We start from the raw sequence: 16,202 nt of genomic DNA on the forward strand, positions 1-16,202 counted from the left end.
CGGGACGCCGTACGAGGCGTCCCGGCCCTCCCGCCGTTCTTCCTGCTCCCTACTCCTCGGAGGCGGCGAGCAGCGCCTCCAGGAGCGGCCGCAGCCGTGTCGTGCGCTCCGGGGCCACCCCCTCGGCCACCGCGCGCGGCAGCGCCTGGTCCACCCCGTGCACGACCGACAGATGGCGCTCCGCCCGGCCGAAGGCCGTGTACACCCAGGACCGGCTCAGACCCCCGGCCGCGTCCCCGGGCAGCACCGCGACCACCGCGGGCCAGCGCGTCCCGGCCGCCTGGTGCGCGGTGAGCGCCCAGCCGTGCCGCAGCGCCGGCTCCACCCGCTCCTTCGGTACGAGGACCTCGTCGTCCCCGCACCGCAGCCGCAGGCCCTCGGCGTCGGCCGACAGGACCGTGCCGGTGACCGTCCGCCCGGGCACGGGCGCGTACGCCACCCGGTCCCCGGGGTCGTAGCCGCCGAACCGGCCGGGCCCGGGGTTGAGCCGCTGCTTGAGGGCCGCGTTCAGCGCGCGCGTGCCCGCCGAGCCGCCGTGGCCGACCGTGACGACCTGCGTCCGCTCCGGCGGCACCCCGAACGCCCGGGGCACCGAGTCGGCCACCAGCTGGACGGTGCGGTGCACGGCCTCGCCCGCGTCCCGCACCGGGACGATGACGATCTCCTTGCCGGGCGCCTCGACCTGGTTCAGCTCGCCGGCGCCGATGCCCGACACCAGCTCGCCGAGCGGCCCCGGGTCGGGGACGCGCGAGGCGATCCGGGGGCACACCCGGGCCGCGAGCGCGTCGGCGAAGACCCGGCCCGCGCCCGGCGCCCCGAGGACCTCCGGGTCGCCGCTCAGGACCAGACGGCAGCCGTCCGGCAGCGACTCCACGAGGATCGCGGCCGTCTCCACGTCCAGCTGCGGCGCGTCCAGCACCACCAGGAGGTCCAGGGCGAAGGCGCCGTCCTCGTCCCGGCCCGGTCCGGCCGCCCCGGACAGCAGGGCGGCGACCGTCACGGCCTCCGTCCCCGGGGCGCCGAGCGCGCGCCGCCCCTCGTCGGAGTGGACCGCGACCAGGGCGCGCAGGCCCCGCTCGCGGGCCGCCGCGGCGAGCGCCACCGGCTCGGCGCGGGCGGCCTCGCCGCCGGTGTGCAGGACGAGGCCGTGGGCCCCGGCGGCGCGTGCGAGCTCGGAGCCCTCCCAGGCGTCGGCCGTGGCCGTCCTGACGAGACGGGCGAGACCCTCCGCGAGGCTCTCCTCCGCGAGCGCGTACCGGTCGAGGCCGAGCAGCGCGGGCGGCTCCTCTCCGCGCTCGCCGTTCTCCCCGCCCCCGCCGGGCTCCTCTGCGTCCTCCGCCGTCTCCTCCGGGGCCTCCCGCTCCTCCTGGAAGAGGAGGACCGCGCCCTCGGAGACCGCCGTCCCGATCGCCTCGTCGGGGTCGGGCACGGAGTGCGCGGCGAGCCCGGCGCGCACCGCCCCGGCCTCCAGGGCGGTGTCCCCCCGGAGCGCGGCCCGCTCCAGGATCCACACGGTGAGGGCGACCGTCCGGCGCGGGTCGCCGGGGCCGCAGTCGGGGCCGAGCAGCGCCCGCGCGAAGCCGTCGGCCTGCTCCGGCCGCACCCCCGCCACCGCGAGGAGCTGCCAGGGGTCGTCGGCCAGCGCCGTCGCCGCGCCCTCGCCGAGCGCGGCGGCCACCTGCCCGGCCAGCGCCTCCGGGGCGCCGCCCCGCGCGAGGACCTCGCGGACGGCGGCCGTGGTGCCGGGGGCCGGGACCGTCGTCCGGTCCGGTGTGGGGGGCCGGGGGGCGGCCACCGGGGCCGGTCCGGGGGCGGAGGGTCCGGGCACCGGCTCGGCGGCCTCGTAGAAGGCACTGCCCTTGGCCGCGCCGCCCTCCACGGCCCGGACCGCCGCGAGGAGGTCCGCCGCGGTGCCGCTCAGCTTGGCGCCGGCCACCACCGGGCCGTCCTTCCCGGCCTTCCGCGCCTCGATCCTCGCCCGCAGCTCCCGCTGCGCGGCCAGCTCGGCCTGCGCCTCGCTCAACCCGGGCGCGCCGGTCTCTCCGGGCACGTCGGCTTCCCCGGGCGCATCGGTCTCCCCGGGTGTGTCAGCCTCCCCGGGCGCGTCGGCGTCGTCGGCGTCCCCGCCCCCGTCCGGCTTCTCGGAGGTCTCCCCGGTCCCCCCGGCGGCCTCGGCCGCCCCGGTCCCCTCCCGTACGTCCTCGGTGGGCTCCACGTCCGCGGTGGGCTCCACGTCCTCGGGGGCCTCGGGCGCGGTCTCCCCGGAAGGCTCGGTCACAAGGTGCTCCAGTCGTGATCCGGATAGCGGTGCACGGGCGCCGACACGTCGTCCAGCGCCCGACAGATCTCGTCAGGAAGACTAAGGGTCTCCACCGACAGAGCGGCCGCGAGCTGGCGCGCCGTGCGCGCGCCGACGATCGGGGCGGTCACCCCGGGCCGGTCGCGGACCCAGGCGAGCGCCACGTGGAGCGGGGTCGTCGCGAGGCCGTCGGCCGCCGTCGTCACCGCGTCCACGATCCGGCTCGCCGCGTCGTCCAGGTACGGCTCCACGAACGGCGCCATCCGCTCCGACGCGCCCCGCGAGTCCGACGGCGTCCCGTTCCGGTACTTCCCCGTCAGGACGCCGCGCCCCAGCGGCGAGGAGGGCAGCAGCCCGATCCCGAGGTCCAGGGCGGCCGGCAGCACCTCGCGCTCCACGCCCCGCTGGAGCAGCGAGTACTCCAGCTGCGCGCCCGCGAGCCGGGTCCGGTCCCCGCCGAGCTGCCAGGTGCCCGCCTTGGCGAGCTGCCAGCCGCAGAAGTTCGCCACGCCCGCGTACCGGGCCCGTCCGCTGCGCACGGCGATGTCGAGCGCCTGGAGGGACTCCTCCAGGGGCGTGTGCGGGTCGAAGGCGTGCAGCTGCCACAGGTCCACGTGGTCCGTGCCGAGCCGGGCGAGGGAGGCGTCGAGCGCGGCGAGCAGGTGGCCGCGCGAGCCGTCCGTGCGCCGGTCGGGATCGGGGACGCTGCCCGCCTTGGTCGACAGGACGAGGTCCTGCCGGGGCACGAGCCGCTCCATGAGGCGGCCGAGCAGGTACTCCGCCTCGCCCCCGCCGTACACGTCGGCGGTGTCCACCAGCGTCCCGCCGGCGTCCCAGAACGCCTTCAGCTGCTCGGCGGCGTCGTGCTCGTCGGTGTCCCGGCCCCAGGTGAGGGTGCCGAGTCCGACGCGCGACACGCGCAGGCCCGTACGTCCGAGATGCCTCTGCTCCATGGGCGCGAGATTACTGGCCGGGGCAGCGCGCGGAGAGAGCCTGTGGACAACCACGTCCTGTCGGAGGCGCCGACCGCGCGCTAGAGTCCGGCCCAGAGAGACGTTACCGATGGGTAAGGGGTGTGTGGAATGCGGCTCGGCATCAACCTCGGCTACTGGGGCGCCGGTATGGACGGCGACAACCTCGCCGTCGCGCAGGAGGCGGACCGCCTCGGGTACGACGTCTGCTGGGCCGCCGAGGCCTACGGCTCCGACGCGCCCACCGTCCTCGCCTGGGTCGCGGCGAAGACGGAGCGGATCGACGTCGGCTCCGCGATCATGCAGATCCCGGCCCGGCAGCCCGCCATGACGGCGATGACCGCCGCCACCCTCGACTCGCTCAGCGGCGGCCGCTTCCGCCTCGGCCTCGGCGTCTCCGGACCCCAGGTCTCCGAGGGCTGGTACGGCGTGAAGTTCGACAAGCCGCTCGCCCGGACCCGCGAGTACGTCGAGATCGTCCGCAAGGCCATGACCCGCGAGCGCCTGAGCTACGAGGGCGAGCACTGGACCCTCCCGCTCCCGGACGGCCCCGGCAAGCCCCTCAAGCTCACCGTGCACCCGCAGCGCGAGCACATCCCGCTCTACATCGCGGCGATCGGCCCCAAGAACCTGGAGCAGACCGGCGAGATCGCGGACGGCGCCCTGCTGATCTTCCCCTCCGCCGACCACCTGGAGGATACGGCCCTGCGGCACATCCGCGCGGGCCGCGAGAAGGCCGGCCTGACCATGGACGGCTTCGACGTCTGTCCCACCGTGCCGCTCGCCCTCGGCGACGACGTCGACGCGCTCGCGGACGTGTTCCGCCCGTACACCGCCCTGTACGTCGGCGGCATGGGCAGCCGCAAGCAGAACTTCTACAACCAGCTCGCGCGGCGCATGGGCTACGAGAAGGAGGCCGCCGAGGTCCAGGACAAGTACCTGGCCGGCGACAAGACGGGCGCCGCGGCCGCCGTGCCGCACTCGCTGATCGACCGGACCACCCTGCTCGGCTCCGTCGAGCGGATCGCGGACCGGATGGCGGCCTACGCGGCGGCCGGGGTCACCACCCTCACCGTCGCCCCGGCCGGCTTCACCCTGGACGAGCGGGTGGCCGCCCTGCGGGCGGGCGTCGAGGCGCTGGAGCGGGCCGGACTCGCGTGACGCGCCGGTGGCTCCGTACGGGACGTCCCGCACGGAGCCACCGGAGAGGTCTGCGGCCGTGGTGGGGGCTCGGGGGTCTTCCCCGCCACGGCCGTCACGCAGCACAACGGCTGCGGAGGGCCCCTGGTTACGCCCCCGGGGGTCACTCTTTCGGCCGAGTCCCGCCCGCCCCCGTGTTGCCCGCCGTCCCGGACCGGACTTGACTCGTTCTCCCCGGACGGGGTGCTCCCCGGACGTACCGGAGTGCGAACGTCCGCACGGAGGTGGCGGCGATGCTCACGGCCAAGGGCCTGTTCCAGGAAATCATCGACAACGACGAGTCCTTCCGGCTCTTCTGCTCCATCGCGGCGAGCGGCGAGACCCAGGGCGGCTGGGAGAACGCCCGGATTGCGGCCCTCGTCGCCCCCGGGATGCGCGAACTCGCGCCCAAGATCGTCCGGCACGGCGCCGACGAGGACAAGCACGGCCGGATCTTCAACGCGTTGATGAAGAAGCGCGGCCTCGAACCCGTCCCGGTGCCCCCCGACACCGACTACACGATGCTGCTCGAACAGCGCGGCATCGGCCTCGCGCACGACAAGCTCCGCCGCGACGAACCGCTGACCGAGCGGGACATCATCGTCTACCTCGCCCACAGCCGGGTCACCGAGCAGCGGGCCGCCGACCAGATGGACATGCTCGTCACGTACTTCGGGGACCACCCCGAACTGGGCAAGGCCATCCACATGATCGACAACGACGAGGCGAACCACCTCGCCTACTGCCACGAGGAACTGCTCCGGCTCGCCCGCCTGGGCCACGGCCGGCTGATCCAGCGGACCCTGCGCGAGTCCGCCCTCGTCGAGATCCAGGTCTACCGCGACGTCAGCCTCGCCGTGATGCGCCACATGGGCCGCATCCTGGAGTGGCCGAAGCCCAAGGCCCTGGCCCTCGCCGCCGGCATCCAAGGCATGTACGCGTACGAGCGCCTCGCCGGGTGGCACAAGATGATCGACCTCAGGACGCCCGAGCGGCTCGACGCCCTCGGAGGCCCGGCGACCCCCGCCCCCGCCTTCTGAGCCGACGACCGGCGCGGCGGGACGGGCCCTACATCCAGCCGCGCCGCTTGAACATCCGGTACAGGACGACGACGATGCCCGTCATCACCAGGATCACCGCCGGGTACCCCATTCCCCAACGCAGCTCCGGCATGTGCTCGAAGTTCATGCCGTAGATCCCCGCGACCATGGTGGGGACCGCGGCCATGGCCGCCCACGCCGAGATCTTCCGCATGTCGTCGTTCTGCCGCACCCCCATCTGCGCCAGATGGGCCGAGAGCACGTCGGACAGCAGCCGGTCCAGGCCCTCCACCTGCTCGTTGGAGCGCATCAGGTGGTCGTTGACGTCCCGGAAGAACGGCTGGGAGTGCTCGTTCACGAACGGCACCGAACCGGTCGTGAGCCGGGCCATCGGACCGGCCAGCGGACCACTGGCCCGGCGGAACTCCAGGACCTGCCGCTTCGCCGTGTAGATCCGCGCCGCCGTGTTGGAGGCCGCGTCCCCGCTGGGCGCGAAGACGTCCGCCTCCAGCTCCTCCAGGTCCACCTGGAGCTCGCCCGCGATCTCCAGGTAGTGGTCCACGATCGCGTCGCTCACCGCGTACAGGACCGCCGTGGGCCCGTGCTTCAGGACCTCCGGGTCGGCCTCCAGGCGCCGGCGCACCTCCGCCAGCGGGGCCCCCTCGCCGTGCCGGACCGTGACCACGAACGAGTCGCCCACGAACAGCATCAGCTCGCCCGAGGAGACCCGGTCGCTCTCCGGCTCGTACACGACCGGTTTGAGCACCATGAAGAGCGAGTCGTCGTAGACCTCCAGCTTGGGCCGCTGGTGGGCCTTCAGGGCGTCCTCGACGGCCAGCGGGTGCAGCGCGAACTCCGAGGCGACGTGGTCGAACTCCTCCTCCGTGGGCTCGTGCAGCCCCACCCACAGGAACGCGTCGTCACCCGTCGACCGCGCCTCCTCCAGGGCGTCGGAGAGGTCGGCGGGGCCGTCCATGCGGTGCCCGTCCCGGTAGATGGCAGAGTCCACGATCACGGGGCGCATTCTCCCCCCGAACGGCCGGGCCATGCATGTGTACGACCCGCGCGGGCCTCCGGCATCCCCGCGCCCACGCGCGCGTGCTCGCCCACCCGACGACCGAGGCCCTGCTCGACCGGCATCCCCGCGCCTACACGCGCGTGCCCCGGCCGCGCATCGCCCACGCGCGCGTACCGACGTCCCCCGAGCCGCCGGGTCCGCGCCGGGCACCCCCTAGGGGGTGTCTTGTCGATCGGGCCGGGCTCGCGGCGCCCGGCACCGCACCTCGCCGCGTTGTCGTCACTCGCCGACGCTCCGCGTCGACTCCCTCCTCCGCCTTGCGATGCACGGCACCGGACCCCGCTCCCTGATCCGGCCCGATCGACAAGACACCCCCTAGGCTGGCCGCCATGGCCACGTTGATCCTCGTCCGGCACGGACGCTCCACCGCCAACACCTCCGGGGTCCTCGCCGGGCGCACGCCCGGGATCGCGCTCGACGAGCGCGGGGCCGCGCAGGCCGCCGCCCTCCCCGGCCGCCTCGCGGACGTCCCGCTCGCCGCCGCCGTCTCCAGCCCCCTCCAGCGCTGCCGGGAGACCCTGCGCCCCCTCCTCGACGCCCGCCCGGACCTCCCGCTGCACGTCGAGGACCGGATCAACGAGTGCGACTACGGCGACTGGTCGGGCCGCAAGCTCGCCGAGCTCAACGACGAGCCCCTGATGGAGGTCGTCCAGGCACACGCCTCCGCCGCCGCCTTCCCCGGCGGCGAGTCCATGCGCGCCATGCAGAACCGCGCCGTCGAGGCCGTACGGGACTGGAACGCGCGGATCGAGGCCGAGCACGGCGAGGACGCCTGCTACCTCATGTGCTCGCACGGCGACATCGTCAAGTCGCTCGTGGCCGACGCCCTCGGCCTCCACCTCGACCTCTTCCAGCGCGTCCACGTCGACCCCTGCTCGGTCACCGTCATCCGCTACACGCGCGTGCGTCCCTTCCTCCTCCGGCTCGGCGACACGGGGGACTTCGCCGGATTCGCCCCCCGCGAGCACCCCGGAGGCGCCGGGACGGCCGAGGTCGGTGGTGGTGCGGGCGCACCGTGATCCCTTCGCGCAGTAGGGTGGACGCGCCGTTGTAGTACGACCGTCGAGACTCAAGGGAGCCGGGAACGTGTCCCGTCAGGTGTTCCTCTACGACCCACCGGAGCGTTTCGTGGCCGGTACGGTCGGGCTGCCTGGCCGCCGTACGTTCTTCCTCCAGGCGTCCGCCGGCGGCCGGGTCACCAGCGTCGCCCTGGAGAAGATGCAGGTCGCCGCCCTCGCCGAGCGCATCGACGAACTCCTCGACGAGGTCGTGCGGCGCACCGGCGGCAACGCGCCCGTGCCCGCCGTCGCCCCCGCCGAGATCGCGGACACCGCCCCCCTCGACGCGCCCGTCGAGGAGGAGTTCCGGGTCGGCACCATGGCGCTCGCCTGGGACGGCGAGGAACAGCGCATGATCGTCGAGGCGCAGGCCCTCGTGGAGCTCGACGCGGACTCCGAGGAGGACCTCGCCGAGGCCGAGGAGCGGCTGCTCCAGGACGAGGAGAACGGCCCGCCGATGCTCCGGGTCCGCCTCAGCGGCGCCCAGGCCCGGGCCTTCGCCAAGCGGGCCCTGGACGTCGTCAACGCCGGCCGCCCGCCGTGCCCGCTGTGCAGCCTGCCGCTCGACCCCGAGGGGCACGTCTGCCCCCGCCAGAACGGATACCGCCGCGGAGCATGAGCAGCAGCCCCCAGACCCTGCCGGGCGCGGAACTGCTCGCCCGCGGTGAGCTGACCGTACGCGGAAGGATCCGCGAGGCCTCCAACGCCGTGCTGTACTGCTCCGTCGCCCACGAGGGCCTGGAGGCGGCCTGCGTCTACAAGCCGGTCGCGGGGGAGCGGCCGCTGTGGGACTTCCCCGACGGCAACCTCGCCCGGCGCGAGGTCGCCGCGTACGAGGTCTCCGAGGCCACCGGCTGGGGCCTCGTCCCGCCGACCGTGCTCCGCGACGGCCCGCACGGGGAGGGCATGGTCCAGCTGTGGATCGAGGCCGACCCCGGGGCGCGGCTCCTGGCCCTCACCGAAGACGAGGAGCCGGGGGAGGGCTGGAAGGCCGTCGGGGAGGCCGAGGTCGGCGAGGGCCGCACCGCCCTCCTCGTCCACGCCGACACCCCCGGGCTGCGGCGGCTCGCCGTCCTGGACGCCGTCATCAACAACGGCGACCGCAAGGGCGGCCACCTGCTGCCGGCCCCCGGCGGTCACCTGTACGGCATCGACCACGGGGTCACCTTCCACGTCGAGGACAAGCTGCGCACCCTGCTGTGGGGATGGGCGGGCGAGGAGCTGCCCGCCGAGGCGGTCGAGGTCCTCGCCCGCCTCGACCGGGACCTGGCGCCCGGGGCGCCGCTCGCCACCCGACTGGCCGAACTGCTCACCGCCGCCGAGGTGACGGCGGTACGCGCCCGCGTGGCGGCCCTGCGGACGGCCGGACGCCACCCGGAGCCCTCGGGCCTGTGGCCCGCCATCCCCTGGCCGCCTGTCTGAGAACCGCTGTCCCGGGGCCCGCTTCCGGTCCCGTACGGCTCCGGCGTCCCAGAGGTTCGACCGAAAGGTTTCGGCCAAGCCGCGCCCCTGGAAAAGGCACCCCCCAGGGGTACGCACGCGTGCATTCGCCCCGCAAGACCGCCTAATCGGTCAAGATCCCGGATCCGGTTCGTATCCGGAACACCTGTCCGGTTACGCTCGGGTCATGTATGCCTGGCCCGCTTCTGAGGTCCCCGCCCTTCCCGGCAAGGGCCGCGACCTCCGGATCCACGACACCGCGACCGGCGGACGAGTCACCCTCGTCCCCGGCCCCGTCGCCCGCATCTATGTCTGCGGCATCACCCCGTACGACGCGACCCACATGGGTCACGCGGCGACCTACAACGCGTTCGACCTCGTCCAGCGCGTGTGGCTCGACACCAAGCGGCAGGTCCACTACGTCCAGAACGTGACGGACGTCGACGATCCCCTCCTGGAGCGCGCGATCCGCGACGGCGTCGACTGGGTCGGCCTCGCCGAGCGCGAGACCGCCCTCTTCCGCGAGGACATGACCGCCCTGCGGATGCTGCCTCCGAAGCACTACATCGGCGCGGTCGAGGCCATACCGGGCATCGTCCCGCTCGTCGAGCGCCTGCGGGACTCCGGCGCCGCCTACGAGCTCGACGGCGACGTCTACTTCTCCGTCGACGCCGACCCGCACTTCGGCGGGGTCTCGCACTACGACGCGGAGCTGATGCGCCACCTCTCCGCCGAGCGCGGCGGCGACCCCGAGCGCCCCGGCAAGAAGAACCCGCTCGACCCGATGCTCTGGATGGCCGCCCGCGAGGGCGAGCCGAGCTGGGACGGCGGCAGCCTCGGCGCGGGCCGCCCCGGCTGGCACATCGAGTGCGTCGCCATCGCCCTCGACCACCTCGGCATGGGCTTCGACGTGCAGGGCGGCGGCTCCGACCTGATCTTCCCGCACCACGAGATGGGCGCCTCGCACGCCCAGGCCCTCACCGGCGAGTTCCCGATGGCCAAGGCGTACGTCCACGCCGGGATGGTCGGCCTCGACGGCGAGAAGATGTCCAAGTCCCGGGGCAACCTGGTCTTCGTCTCGAAGCTGCGCCGCGACGGCGTCGACCCGGCCGCCGTCCGGCTCGCGCTCCTCTCCCACCACTACCGCGCCGACTGGGAGTGGACCGACCAGGTCCTCCAGGACGCCGTGGAGCGCCTCGGCCGCTGGCGCGCCGCCGTCTCCCGCCCCGACGGGCCGTCCGCCGACGCGCTCGTCGAGGAGGTCCGCGAGGCCCTCGCCGACGACCTCGACGCGCCGGCCGCGCTCGCCGCGGTCGACCGCTGGGCCGCGCTCCAGGAGGCCGAGGGGGGCACCGACGACTCCGCGCCCGGACTCGTCTCCCGCACCGTCGACGCGCTCCTGGGCGTCGCCCTGTAGGGCCTCGGAGAGGTCCGCACGACGTGACGGCACGAGGGAGGGGCGCCCGGTTCCGGACGCCCCTCCCGTACTGCTGACCGCTCGTTACGTGGCGGAGCCGTTCCCGTCCTCCGGGTCCTCGCCGCGCTCCGGGCTCGCGCCGGGCGGGTTCTCGCCGGATGGATTCTCCTCGGACGGGGCCTCCTCGGACGCGGCCTCGCCGGGCGGGTTCTCACCGGAAGAACCCTCGCCGCCCTCCGGACCCGGAACCGGCTCCGCGCCCGGGACCGACTCCGGTCCCGGCTGTTCCGGCTTCGGCGGGCGGGTGCGGCCGCTGCCGGGGTCCCGCAGGAACGGGGAGTCCCCGCCCTCCGTCGCCACCCCGGGCCCGGGCCCCGCGCCCGGCTCGCGCCGCCGCAGGTACCGCTCGAACTCGCGGGCGATCGCCTCGCCGGACGCCTCCGGAAGCTCCGCGGTGTCCCGCGCCTCCTCCAGGGTCTGCACGTACTCGGCGACCTCGCTGTCCTCGGCGGCCAGCTGGTCCACGCCCAGCTGCCAGGCCCGCGCGTCCTCGGGCAGCTCGCCCAGCGGGATGCGCAGCCCGATCAGGTCCTCCAGACGGTTGAGCAGCGCCAGCGTCGCCTTCGGGTTCGGCGGCTGCGACACGTAGTGCGGCACCGCCGCCCACAGGCTGACCGCCGGCACGCCCGCGTGCGTGCACGCCTCCTGGAGGATGCCCACGATGCCCGTCGGGCCCTCGTACCGGGTCTCCTCCAGGTCCATCGTGCGCGCCAGGTCCGGATCGGAGGTCACTCCGCTGACCGGCACCGGCCGGGTGTGCGGGGTGTCGCCGAGCAGCGCGCCCAGGATCACCACCATCTCCACGCCCAGCTCGTGCGCGAAGGCGAGCAGCTCGTTGCAGAAGGAGCGCCAGCGCATCGAGGGCTCGATCCCGCGCACGAGCACCAGGTCACGGGGCTTGTCGCCGCCCACCCGGACCACGGAGAGCCTGGTCGTCGGCCAGGTGATCTTCCGCACGCCGTTGTCCAGAAAGACCGTGGGCCGGTTCACCTGGAAGTCGTAGTAGTCCTCGGCGTCGAGCGCCGCGAACACCTCGCCCTTCCACTCCCGGTCCAGGTGATCGACCGCGGTGGAGGCGGCGTCCCCGGCGTCGTTCCAGCCCTCGAACGCGGCCACCATGACCGGGTCGATCAGCTCGGGCACCCCCTCGAGCTCGATCACCCAGCGCCTCCTTCACGAAGTTCCTGTCGTACGGACCAACCTTACGGCTTTCCGGCGGTCCGTCCGCAGCCTCCGGACATCCCCGAAAACCCGTGCGGCCTTGATCGACTACCCAGGAACTCGCCTCCGCACACGGCGGGGTCACTCCTCCCAGAGCGTGCTGGGCGCCTCCCTCCGGACCACCGGCGCGATCTCCTCGGCGAACCGCTGGAGCGTCTCGGCCTGCTCGGCCGTCGACTGCCCGAAGGCGTCGACCGTGACGGACTGGAGGTCGTGCCCGTAGTGCTCGTGGTAGCCGAGGATCTTGTCGACGATCTGCTGCGGCGAGCCGATCAGCTGCGGGCCGTCCGCGATGGCGTCCTCGATCGTGCGGAACGGGGTGTTGTAGCCGGCCTTCCCCTCCAGGTGCGGCCGGAAGCTCTGCCGGATCCTCGCCTCGTACAGGTCCTTGTAGCGGGTGACCGCCTGCTCGGGGGTGTCGGCGATGAGCAGGCCGCCGGAACCGGCCGCCACGCGCGCGTGGGCCGGGTCGTGCCCGTACTCCTCGAACTTCTCGCGGTAGTGGGCGATGAGCCGCGCGTACGCCTCGCGGGGCTGGATCGCGTTGGCGGTGAAGAGCGGGTCGCCGTGCTTGGCCGCGAGCTCGGGGGAGTTGAGGCTGGTGGCCGAGCCGTGCCAGATCCGGGGCGGACCGGCGTACGGGCGCGGCACCGTGGTCACGCCCTTCAGGGCGGGCCGGAACTCGCCCTCCCAGTCGACGCCCTCCTCGGTCCAGAGCCGGCGGAGCAGCTCGTACTTCTCCTTCTGGAGGTCCCACTGCCGCTCCTCGTCCAGGCCGAAGAGGTCGAAGTGGCCGGCCTCCGCGCCCTTGCCGACGACGAGTTCGAGCCGGCCCCGGGAGAGCTGGTCGAGGGTGGCGTAGTCCTCGGCGACCCGGACCGGGTCGAGGATCGCGACCACGGTCACGCCGGTGAGGAGCCGGATCCGGGTGGTGCGGGCGGCGAGCGCGGCGAGCAGCACGGTCGGGGCCGAGGAGAGGAACGCGCCCGCGTGCCGCTCGCCGACCGCGTACGCGTCGAAGCCCAGCCGTTCGGCGGTCTCGCCGAGCGCGACGACCTGCTCCAAGCGGTCCGCGGCGGAGAGCAGTTCACCGGTGAGCGGGTGCGGGGAGTGGTGGACGATCGTGAGCACTTGAAACTTCATGCTTCAACTCTGCGCGCGGAGTGTTGCGGGCGTGTGGACGCGATATGGCACGCCGAAGGGGCGGCCCCCCGAAGGAGAACCGCCCCCGCTGGAAGGCGAGTTACTCGCCCAGCATCGACTCGACCCCGGCGCGGACCTCGTCCGTCGCCAGACCGCGGATGGTCAGCGTCGTGCGGCGGCGCAGCACGTCGTCGGCCGTCTCGGCCCACTCGTGGTCGCGCGCGTAGGCGACCTGCGCCCAGATCTCCGGCGCGTCCGGGTGGATGCGGCGGGCCAGCTCCGGGTTCTCGTTCGCCATGCGGGCGATCTCGAAGGAGAGCGAGCCGTAGTGCGTCGCCAGGTGCTTGGCGGTGTCGGCGGCCATGCGCGGACCGGGCGCCGGGCCGTCGACGAGCAGCCGGTGGGCGACCGCGTTCGGGTTGGCTATGCCGGGCAGCGGCAGCCGCTTCGGCAGCGCCGACACCGGCTCGTAGTCCTCGCCCAGCGGGTGCCCCGGAAGCTGCTCCAGCTTCTTCATGACCGTGCGGCCGATGTGCCGGAAGGTCGTCCACTTGCCGCCGGCCACCGACAGCATCCCGCCGCGGCCCTCGGTCACGACCGTCTCGCGCTTGGCCTTGGAGGTGTCGCCGGGGCCGCCGGGGAGCACCCGCAGACCGGCGAAGGCGTAGGTGATGAGGTCGCGCGACAGCTGCTGGTCACGGATGGAGAAGGCGGCCTCGTCCAGGATCTGGGCGGTGTCCTTCTCGGTGACCTCGACCTGGCCGGGGTCGCCCTCGTACTCCTCGTCGGTGGTGCCGAGCAGCAGCATGTCCTCCCAGGGGAGGGCGAAGGTGATGCGGTACTTGTCGATCGGGGTGGCGAGCGCGGCCTTCCACGGCGAGGTCCGCTTCAGGACCAGGTGGGCGCCCTTGGAGAGGCGGATGGAGGGGGCCGCGTTCGGGTCCTCCATCCTCCGCAGGTGGTCGACCCACGGGCCGGTCGCGTTGAGGACCAGACGGGCGCTCACGCCGAACTCGTCGCCGCTGGTGCGGTCCTTCAGCTCGGCGCCGGTGACCCGGCCGCGGGTGAAGCGCAGACCGGTGACCTCGGCGTGGTTGAGGACGGTGGCGCCGGCGTCGACCGCGGCGCGGACCGTCATCAGGGCCATCCGGGCGTCGTTCATCTGGTCGTCGCCGTAGACGGCCACGGCCTTGAGGTTGTCGGTCCGCAGCTCCGGCACGTCCTGCGCGGCCTTGGCGGGGGAGAGCAGGTGGCCGACGCCGTCGCCGAAGGCCGAGAGGGCGGAGTACGCGAAGACGCCCGCGCCCAGCTTGGCCGCGCCGTGCGGGCCGCCCTTGTAGACGGGCAGGTAGAAGGTGAGGGGGTTGGCGAGGTGCGGGGCCACCTGGCGGGAGACCGCGCGCCGCTCGAAGTGGTTCTCCGCCACCAGCTTCACCGCGCCGGTCTGCAGGTAGCGCAGTCCGCCGTGGAGCAGCTTGGAGGAGGCGGAGGAGGTGGCGCCGGCGAAGTCGCCGGCGTCCACCAGGGCCACCCGCAGGCCCGACTGCGCGGCGTGCCAGGCGGTGGAGATGCCCAGGATGCCGCCGCCGATCACCAGGAGGTCGTACGTCGCCTTGGAGAGCTGTTCCCGGGTCTCGGCGCGGCTCGGCAGGGAACCGGCAGCCGGGCGCGTCCCCAGGGCGGGGACGCTCTGCAGGGTGGTCATGTCGCTTACTCCTCTTACTGCTCGCTCTTACTGCTCGTCGGATTCGTCTTCGAGCCAGCCCATGGAACGCTCGACGGCCTTCAGCCAGCTCTTGTACTCGCGGTCGCGCTTGTCGGCGTCCATGCGGGGGGTCCATTCGGCGGCCCGCCGCCAGTTGGCGCGCAGCGCGTCGGTGTCGGGCCAGAAGCCGACGGCCAGGCCGGCGGCGTAGGCGGCGCCGAGGCAGGTGGTCTCGGCGACCATGGGACGCACGACGGGCGCGTCCAGGAAGTCCGAGAGGGTCTGCATCAGCAGGTTGTTGGAGGTCATGCCGCCGTCGACCTTGAGCGCGGTCAGCTCGACACCGGAGTCCTTCGTCATGGCGTCGGTGATCTCGCGGGTCTGCCAGGCGGTGGCCTCCAGGACGGCGCGGGCGATGTGCGCCTTGGTGACGTACCGGGTGAGGCCAGCGATGACACCGCGCGCGTCGGAGCGCCAGTACGGGGCGAACAGGCCGGAGAAGGCCGGGACGAAGTAGGCGCCGCCGTTGTCCTCGACCGAGGACGCGAGGGTCTCGATCTCGGCGGCGGACTTGATCAGGCCCATCTGGTCGCGCATCCACTGCACCAGGGAGCCGGTGACGGCGATCGAGCCCTCCAGGGCGTAGACCGGCTTCTCGTCGCCGATCCGGTAGCCGACCGTGGTCAGCAGGCCGCTGTAGGAGTTGATGATCTTCTCGCCGGTGTTCATCAGCATGAAGGTGCCGGTCCCGTACGTGGACTTGGCCTCGCCCTCGGCGAAACACGTCTGGCCGAACAGGGCGGCCTGCTGGTCGCCGAGCGCGGAGGCGACCGGGACGCCGTCGAGGACGCCGCCCTTGACCGTGCCGTACACCTCGGCGGAGGAGCGGATCTCCGGCAGGACGGAGGCCGGGACCTCCATGGACTGCAGGATGCGCTCGTCCCACGCCATCTCGTGGAGGTTCATCAGCATGGTGCGGGAGGCGTTGGTGACGTCGGTGACGTGCACGCCGCCGTCGACGCCGCCGGTCAGGTTCCAGATGACCCAGGAGTCCATGGTCCCGAAGAGGATGTCGCCGCGCTCGGCGCGCTCGCGCAGGCCCTCGACGTGGTCGAGCAGCCAGCGGACCTTGGGGCCGGAGAAGTACGAGGCGAGGGGGAGGCCGGTCTCGCGGCGGAAGCGGTCCTGGCCGACGTTGCGGCCGAGCTCCCGGCAGAGGGCGTCGGTGCGGGTGTCCTGCCAGACGAGGGCGTTGTGGACGGGCTCGCCGGTGTGCTTGTCCCACAGCAGCGTGGTCTCGCGCTGGTTGGTGATGCCGATGGCCTTGACGTCGGCGGCGGTGATCTCCGCCTTCTCCAGGGCGCCGGCGACGACCTCCTGGACGTTGGTCCAGATCTCGGCGGCGTCGTGCTCCACCCAGCCCGGCTTCGGGAAGATCTGCTCGTGCTCCTTCTGGTCGACGGAGACGATCCGGCCGTCCTTGTCGAAGACGATGCAGCGGGAGGAGGTGGTGCCCTGGTCGATGGCGGCGATGAAGGGGCCGGAGGTGTGGGCGTCGGTCACGGTGTGCTCCAAGGGAAGTCTGGAAGAA

At 73.5% G+C, this 16,202-nt stretch carries 13 protein-coding genes; 6 read left to right on the forward strand and 7 right to left on the reverse strand.

Translation table 11 applies throughout. The features are described from left to right. Positions 1–49: 49 nt before the first annotated feature. Positions 50–2,278 carry a helix-hairpin-helix domain-containing protein gene (locus ACIQD7_RS23485; protein ID WP_402443991.1) on the reverse strand — a complete coding sequence of 743 codons (2,229 nt, stop codon included), beginning with the start codon at positions 2,276–2,278 and terminating at the stop codon, positions 50–52. Beyond that, the gene (locus ACIQD7_RS23490; RefSeq protein ID WP_402443993.1) at positions 2,275–3,252 is read right to left on the reverse strand and encodes an aldo/keto reductase; all 978 of its coding nucleotides are present in this window, start codon (positions 3,250–3,252) and stop codon (positions 2,275–2,277) included. Before ACIQD7_RS23490 ends, ACIQD7_RS23485 begins: the two co-directional genes overlap by 4 nt. Before the next feature lie 129 nt (positions 3,253–3,381). Between ACIQD7_RS23490 and ACIQD7_RS23495 the strand changes: the two genes are divergently transcribed. Together ACIQD7_RS23495 and ACIQD7_RS23500 are read left to right on the forward strand one after the other, a co-directional pair. Beyond that, positions 3,382–4,431 (forward strand): LLM class F420-dependent oxidoreductase, encoded by a 1,050-nt coding sequence (locus ACIQD7_RS23495; protein ID WP_121828642.1) that lies wholly within the window; start codon positions 3,382–3,384, stop codon positions 4,429–4,431. 272 nt (positions 4,432–4,703) lie between these two features. Then, on the forward strand, positions 4,704–5,489 hold the full coding sequence (locus ACIQD7_RS23500; RefSeq protein WP_402443996.1) for a ferritin-like domain-containing protein: 786 nt from the start codon (positions 4,704–4,706) through the stop codon (positions 5,487–5,489). A gap of 28 nt (positions 5,490–5,517) precedes the next feature. Here ACIQD7_RS23500 and corA read toward each other — a convergent pair whose 3' ends face one another. Next, complete coding sequence (gene corA / locus ACIQD7_RS23505) at positions 5,518–6,513, reverse strand: magnesium/cobalt transporter CorA (protein WP_161372151.1); 996 nt, start codon at positions 6,511–6,513, stop codon at positions 5,518–5,520. Between the two features lie 383 nt (positions 6,514–6,896). On the opposite strand from corA, the gene ACIQD7_RS23510 reads away from it, so the two are divergent. The 4 genes from ACIQD7_RS23510 to mshC all read left to right on the forward strand — a co-directional run bounded on the left by ACIQD7_RS23510 (position 6,897) and on the right by mshC (position 10,482). Beyond that, positions 6,897–7,586 (forward strand): histidine phosphatase family protein, encoded by a 690-nt coding sequence (locus ACIQD7_RS23510; RefSeq protein WP_402443998.1) that lies wholly within the window; start codon positions 6,897–6,899, stop codon positions 7,584–7,586. A 67-nt stretch (positions 7,587–7,653) separates the two neighbouring features. Then, positions 7,654–8,244 (forward strand): DUF3090 domain-containing protein, encoded by a 591-nt coding sequence (locus ACIQD7_RS23515; protein WP_121828646.1) that lies wholly within the window; start codon positions 7,654–7,656, stop codon positions 8,242–8,244. After that, positions 8,241–9,047 carry an SCO1664 family protein gene (locus tag ACIQD7_RS23520; protein ID WP_121828647.1) on the forward strand — a complete coding sequence of 269 codons (807 nt, stop codon included), beginning with the start codon at positions 8,241–8,243 and terminating at the stop codon, positions 9,045–9,047. The genes ACIQD7_RS23515 and ACIQD7_RS23520 overlap by 4 nt, the downstream gene beginning before the upstream one ends. Before the next feature lie 205 nt (positions 9,048–9,252). Beyond that, a complete protein-coding gene (mshC, locus tag ACIQD7_RS23525; RefSeq protein WP_402444001.1) occupies positions 9,253–10,482 on the forward strand; it encodes a cysteine--1-D-myo-inosityl 2-amino-2-deoxy-alpha-D-glucopyranoside ligase in 1,230 nt (409 codons plus the stop codon). An 84-nt stretch (positions 10,483–10,566) separates the two neighbouring features. Here the strand turns inward: mshC and ACIQD7_RS23530 are convergent, their stop codons facing one another. The 4 genes from ACIQD7_RS23530 to glpK all read right to left on the reverse strand — a co-directional run bounded on the left by ACIQD7_RS23530 (position 10,567) and on the right by glpK (position 16,174). Then, the gene (locus ACIQD7_RS23530; protein WP_402444003.1) at positions 10,567–11,703 is read right to left on the reverse strand and encodes a PAC2 family protein; all 1,137 of its coding nucleotides are present in this window, start codon (positions 11,701–11,703) and stop codon (positions 10,567–10,569) included. 141 nt (positions 11,704–11,844) lie between these two features. After that, positions 11,845–12,906 carry an LLM class flavin-dependent oxidoreductase gene (locus ACIQD7_RS23535; protein WP_402444005.1) on the reverse strand — a complete coding sequence of 354 codons (1,062 nt, stop codon included), beginning with the start codon at positions 12,904–12,906 and terminating at the stop codon, positions 11,845–11,847. Between the two features lie 100 nt (positions 12,907–13,006). Beyond that, positions 13,007–14,611 carry a glycerol-3-phosphate dehydrogenase/oxidase gene (locus tag ACIQD7_RS23540; protein WP_161372153.1) on the reverse strand — a complete coding sequence of 535 codons (1,605 nt, stop codon included), beginning with the start codon at positions 14,609–14,611 and terminating at the stop codon, positions 13,007–13,009. Between the two features lie 27 nt (positions 14,612–14,638). Continuing rightward, positions 14,639–16,174 (reverse strand): glycerol kinase GlpK, encoded by a 1,536-nt coding sequence (gene glpK / locus ACIQD7_RS23545; protein ID WP_121828700.1) that lies wholly within the window; start codon positions 16,172–16,174, stop codon positions 14,639–14,641. Positions 16,175–16,202: the final 28 nt, after the last annotated feature.

The organism is Streptomyces sp. NPDC093071, assembly GCF_044754545.1.
GTDB lineage: Bacteria > Actinomycetota > Actinomycetes > Streptomycetales > Streptomycetaceae > Streptomyces.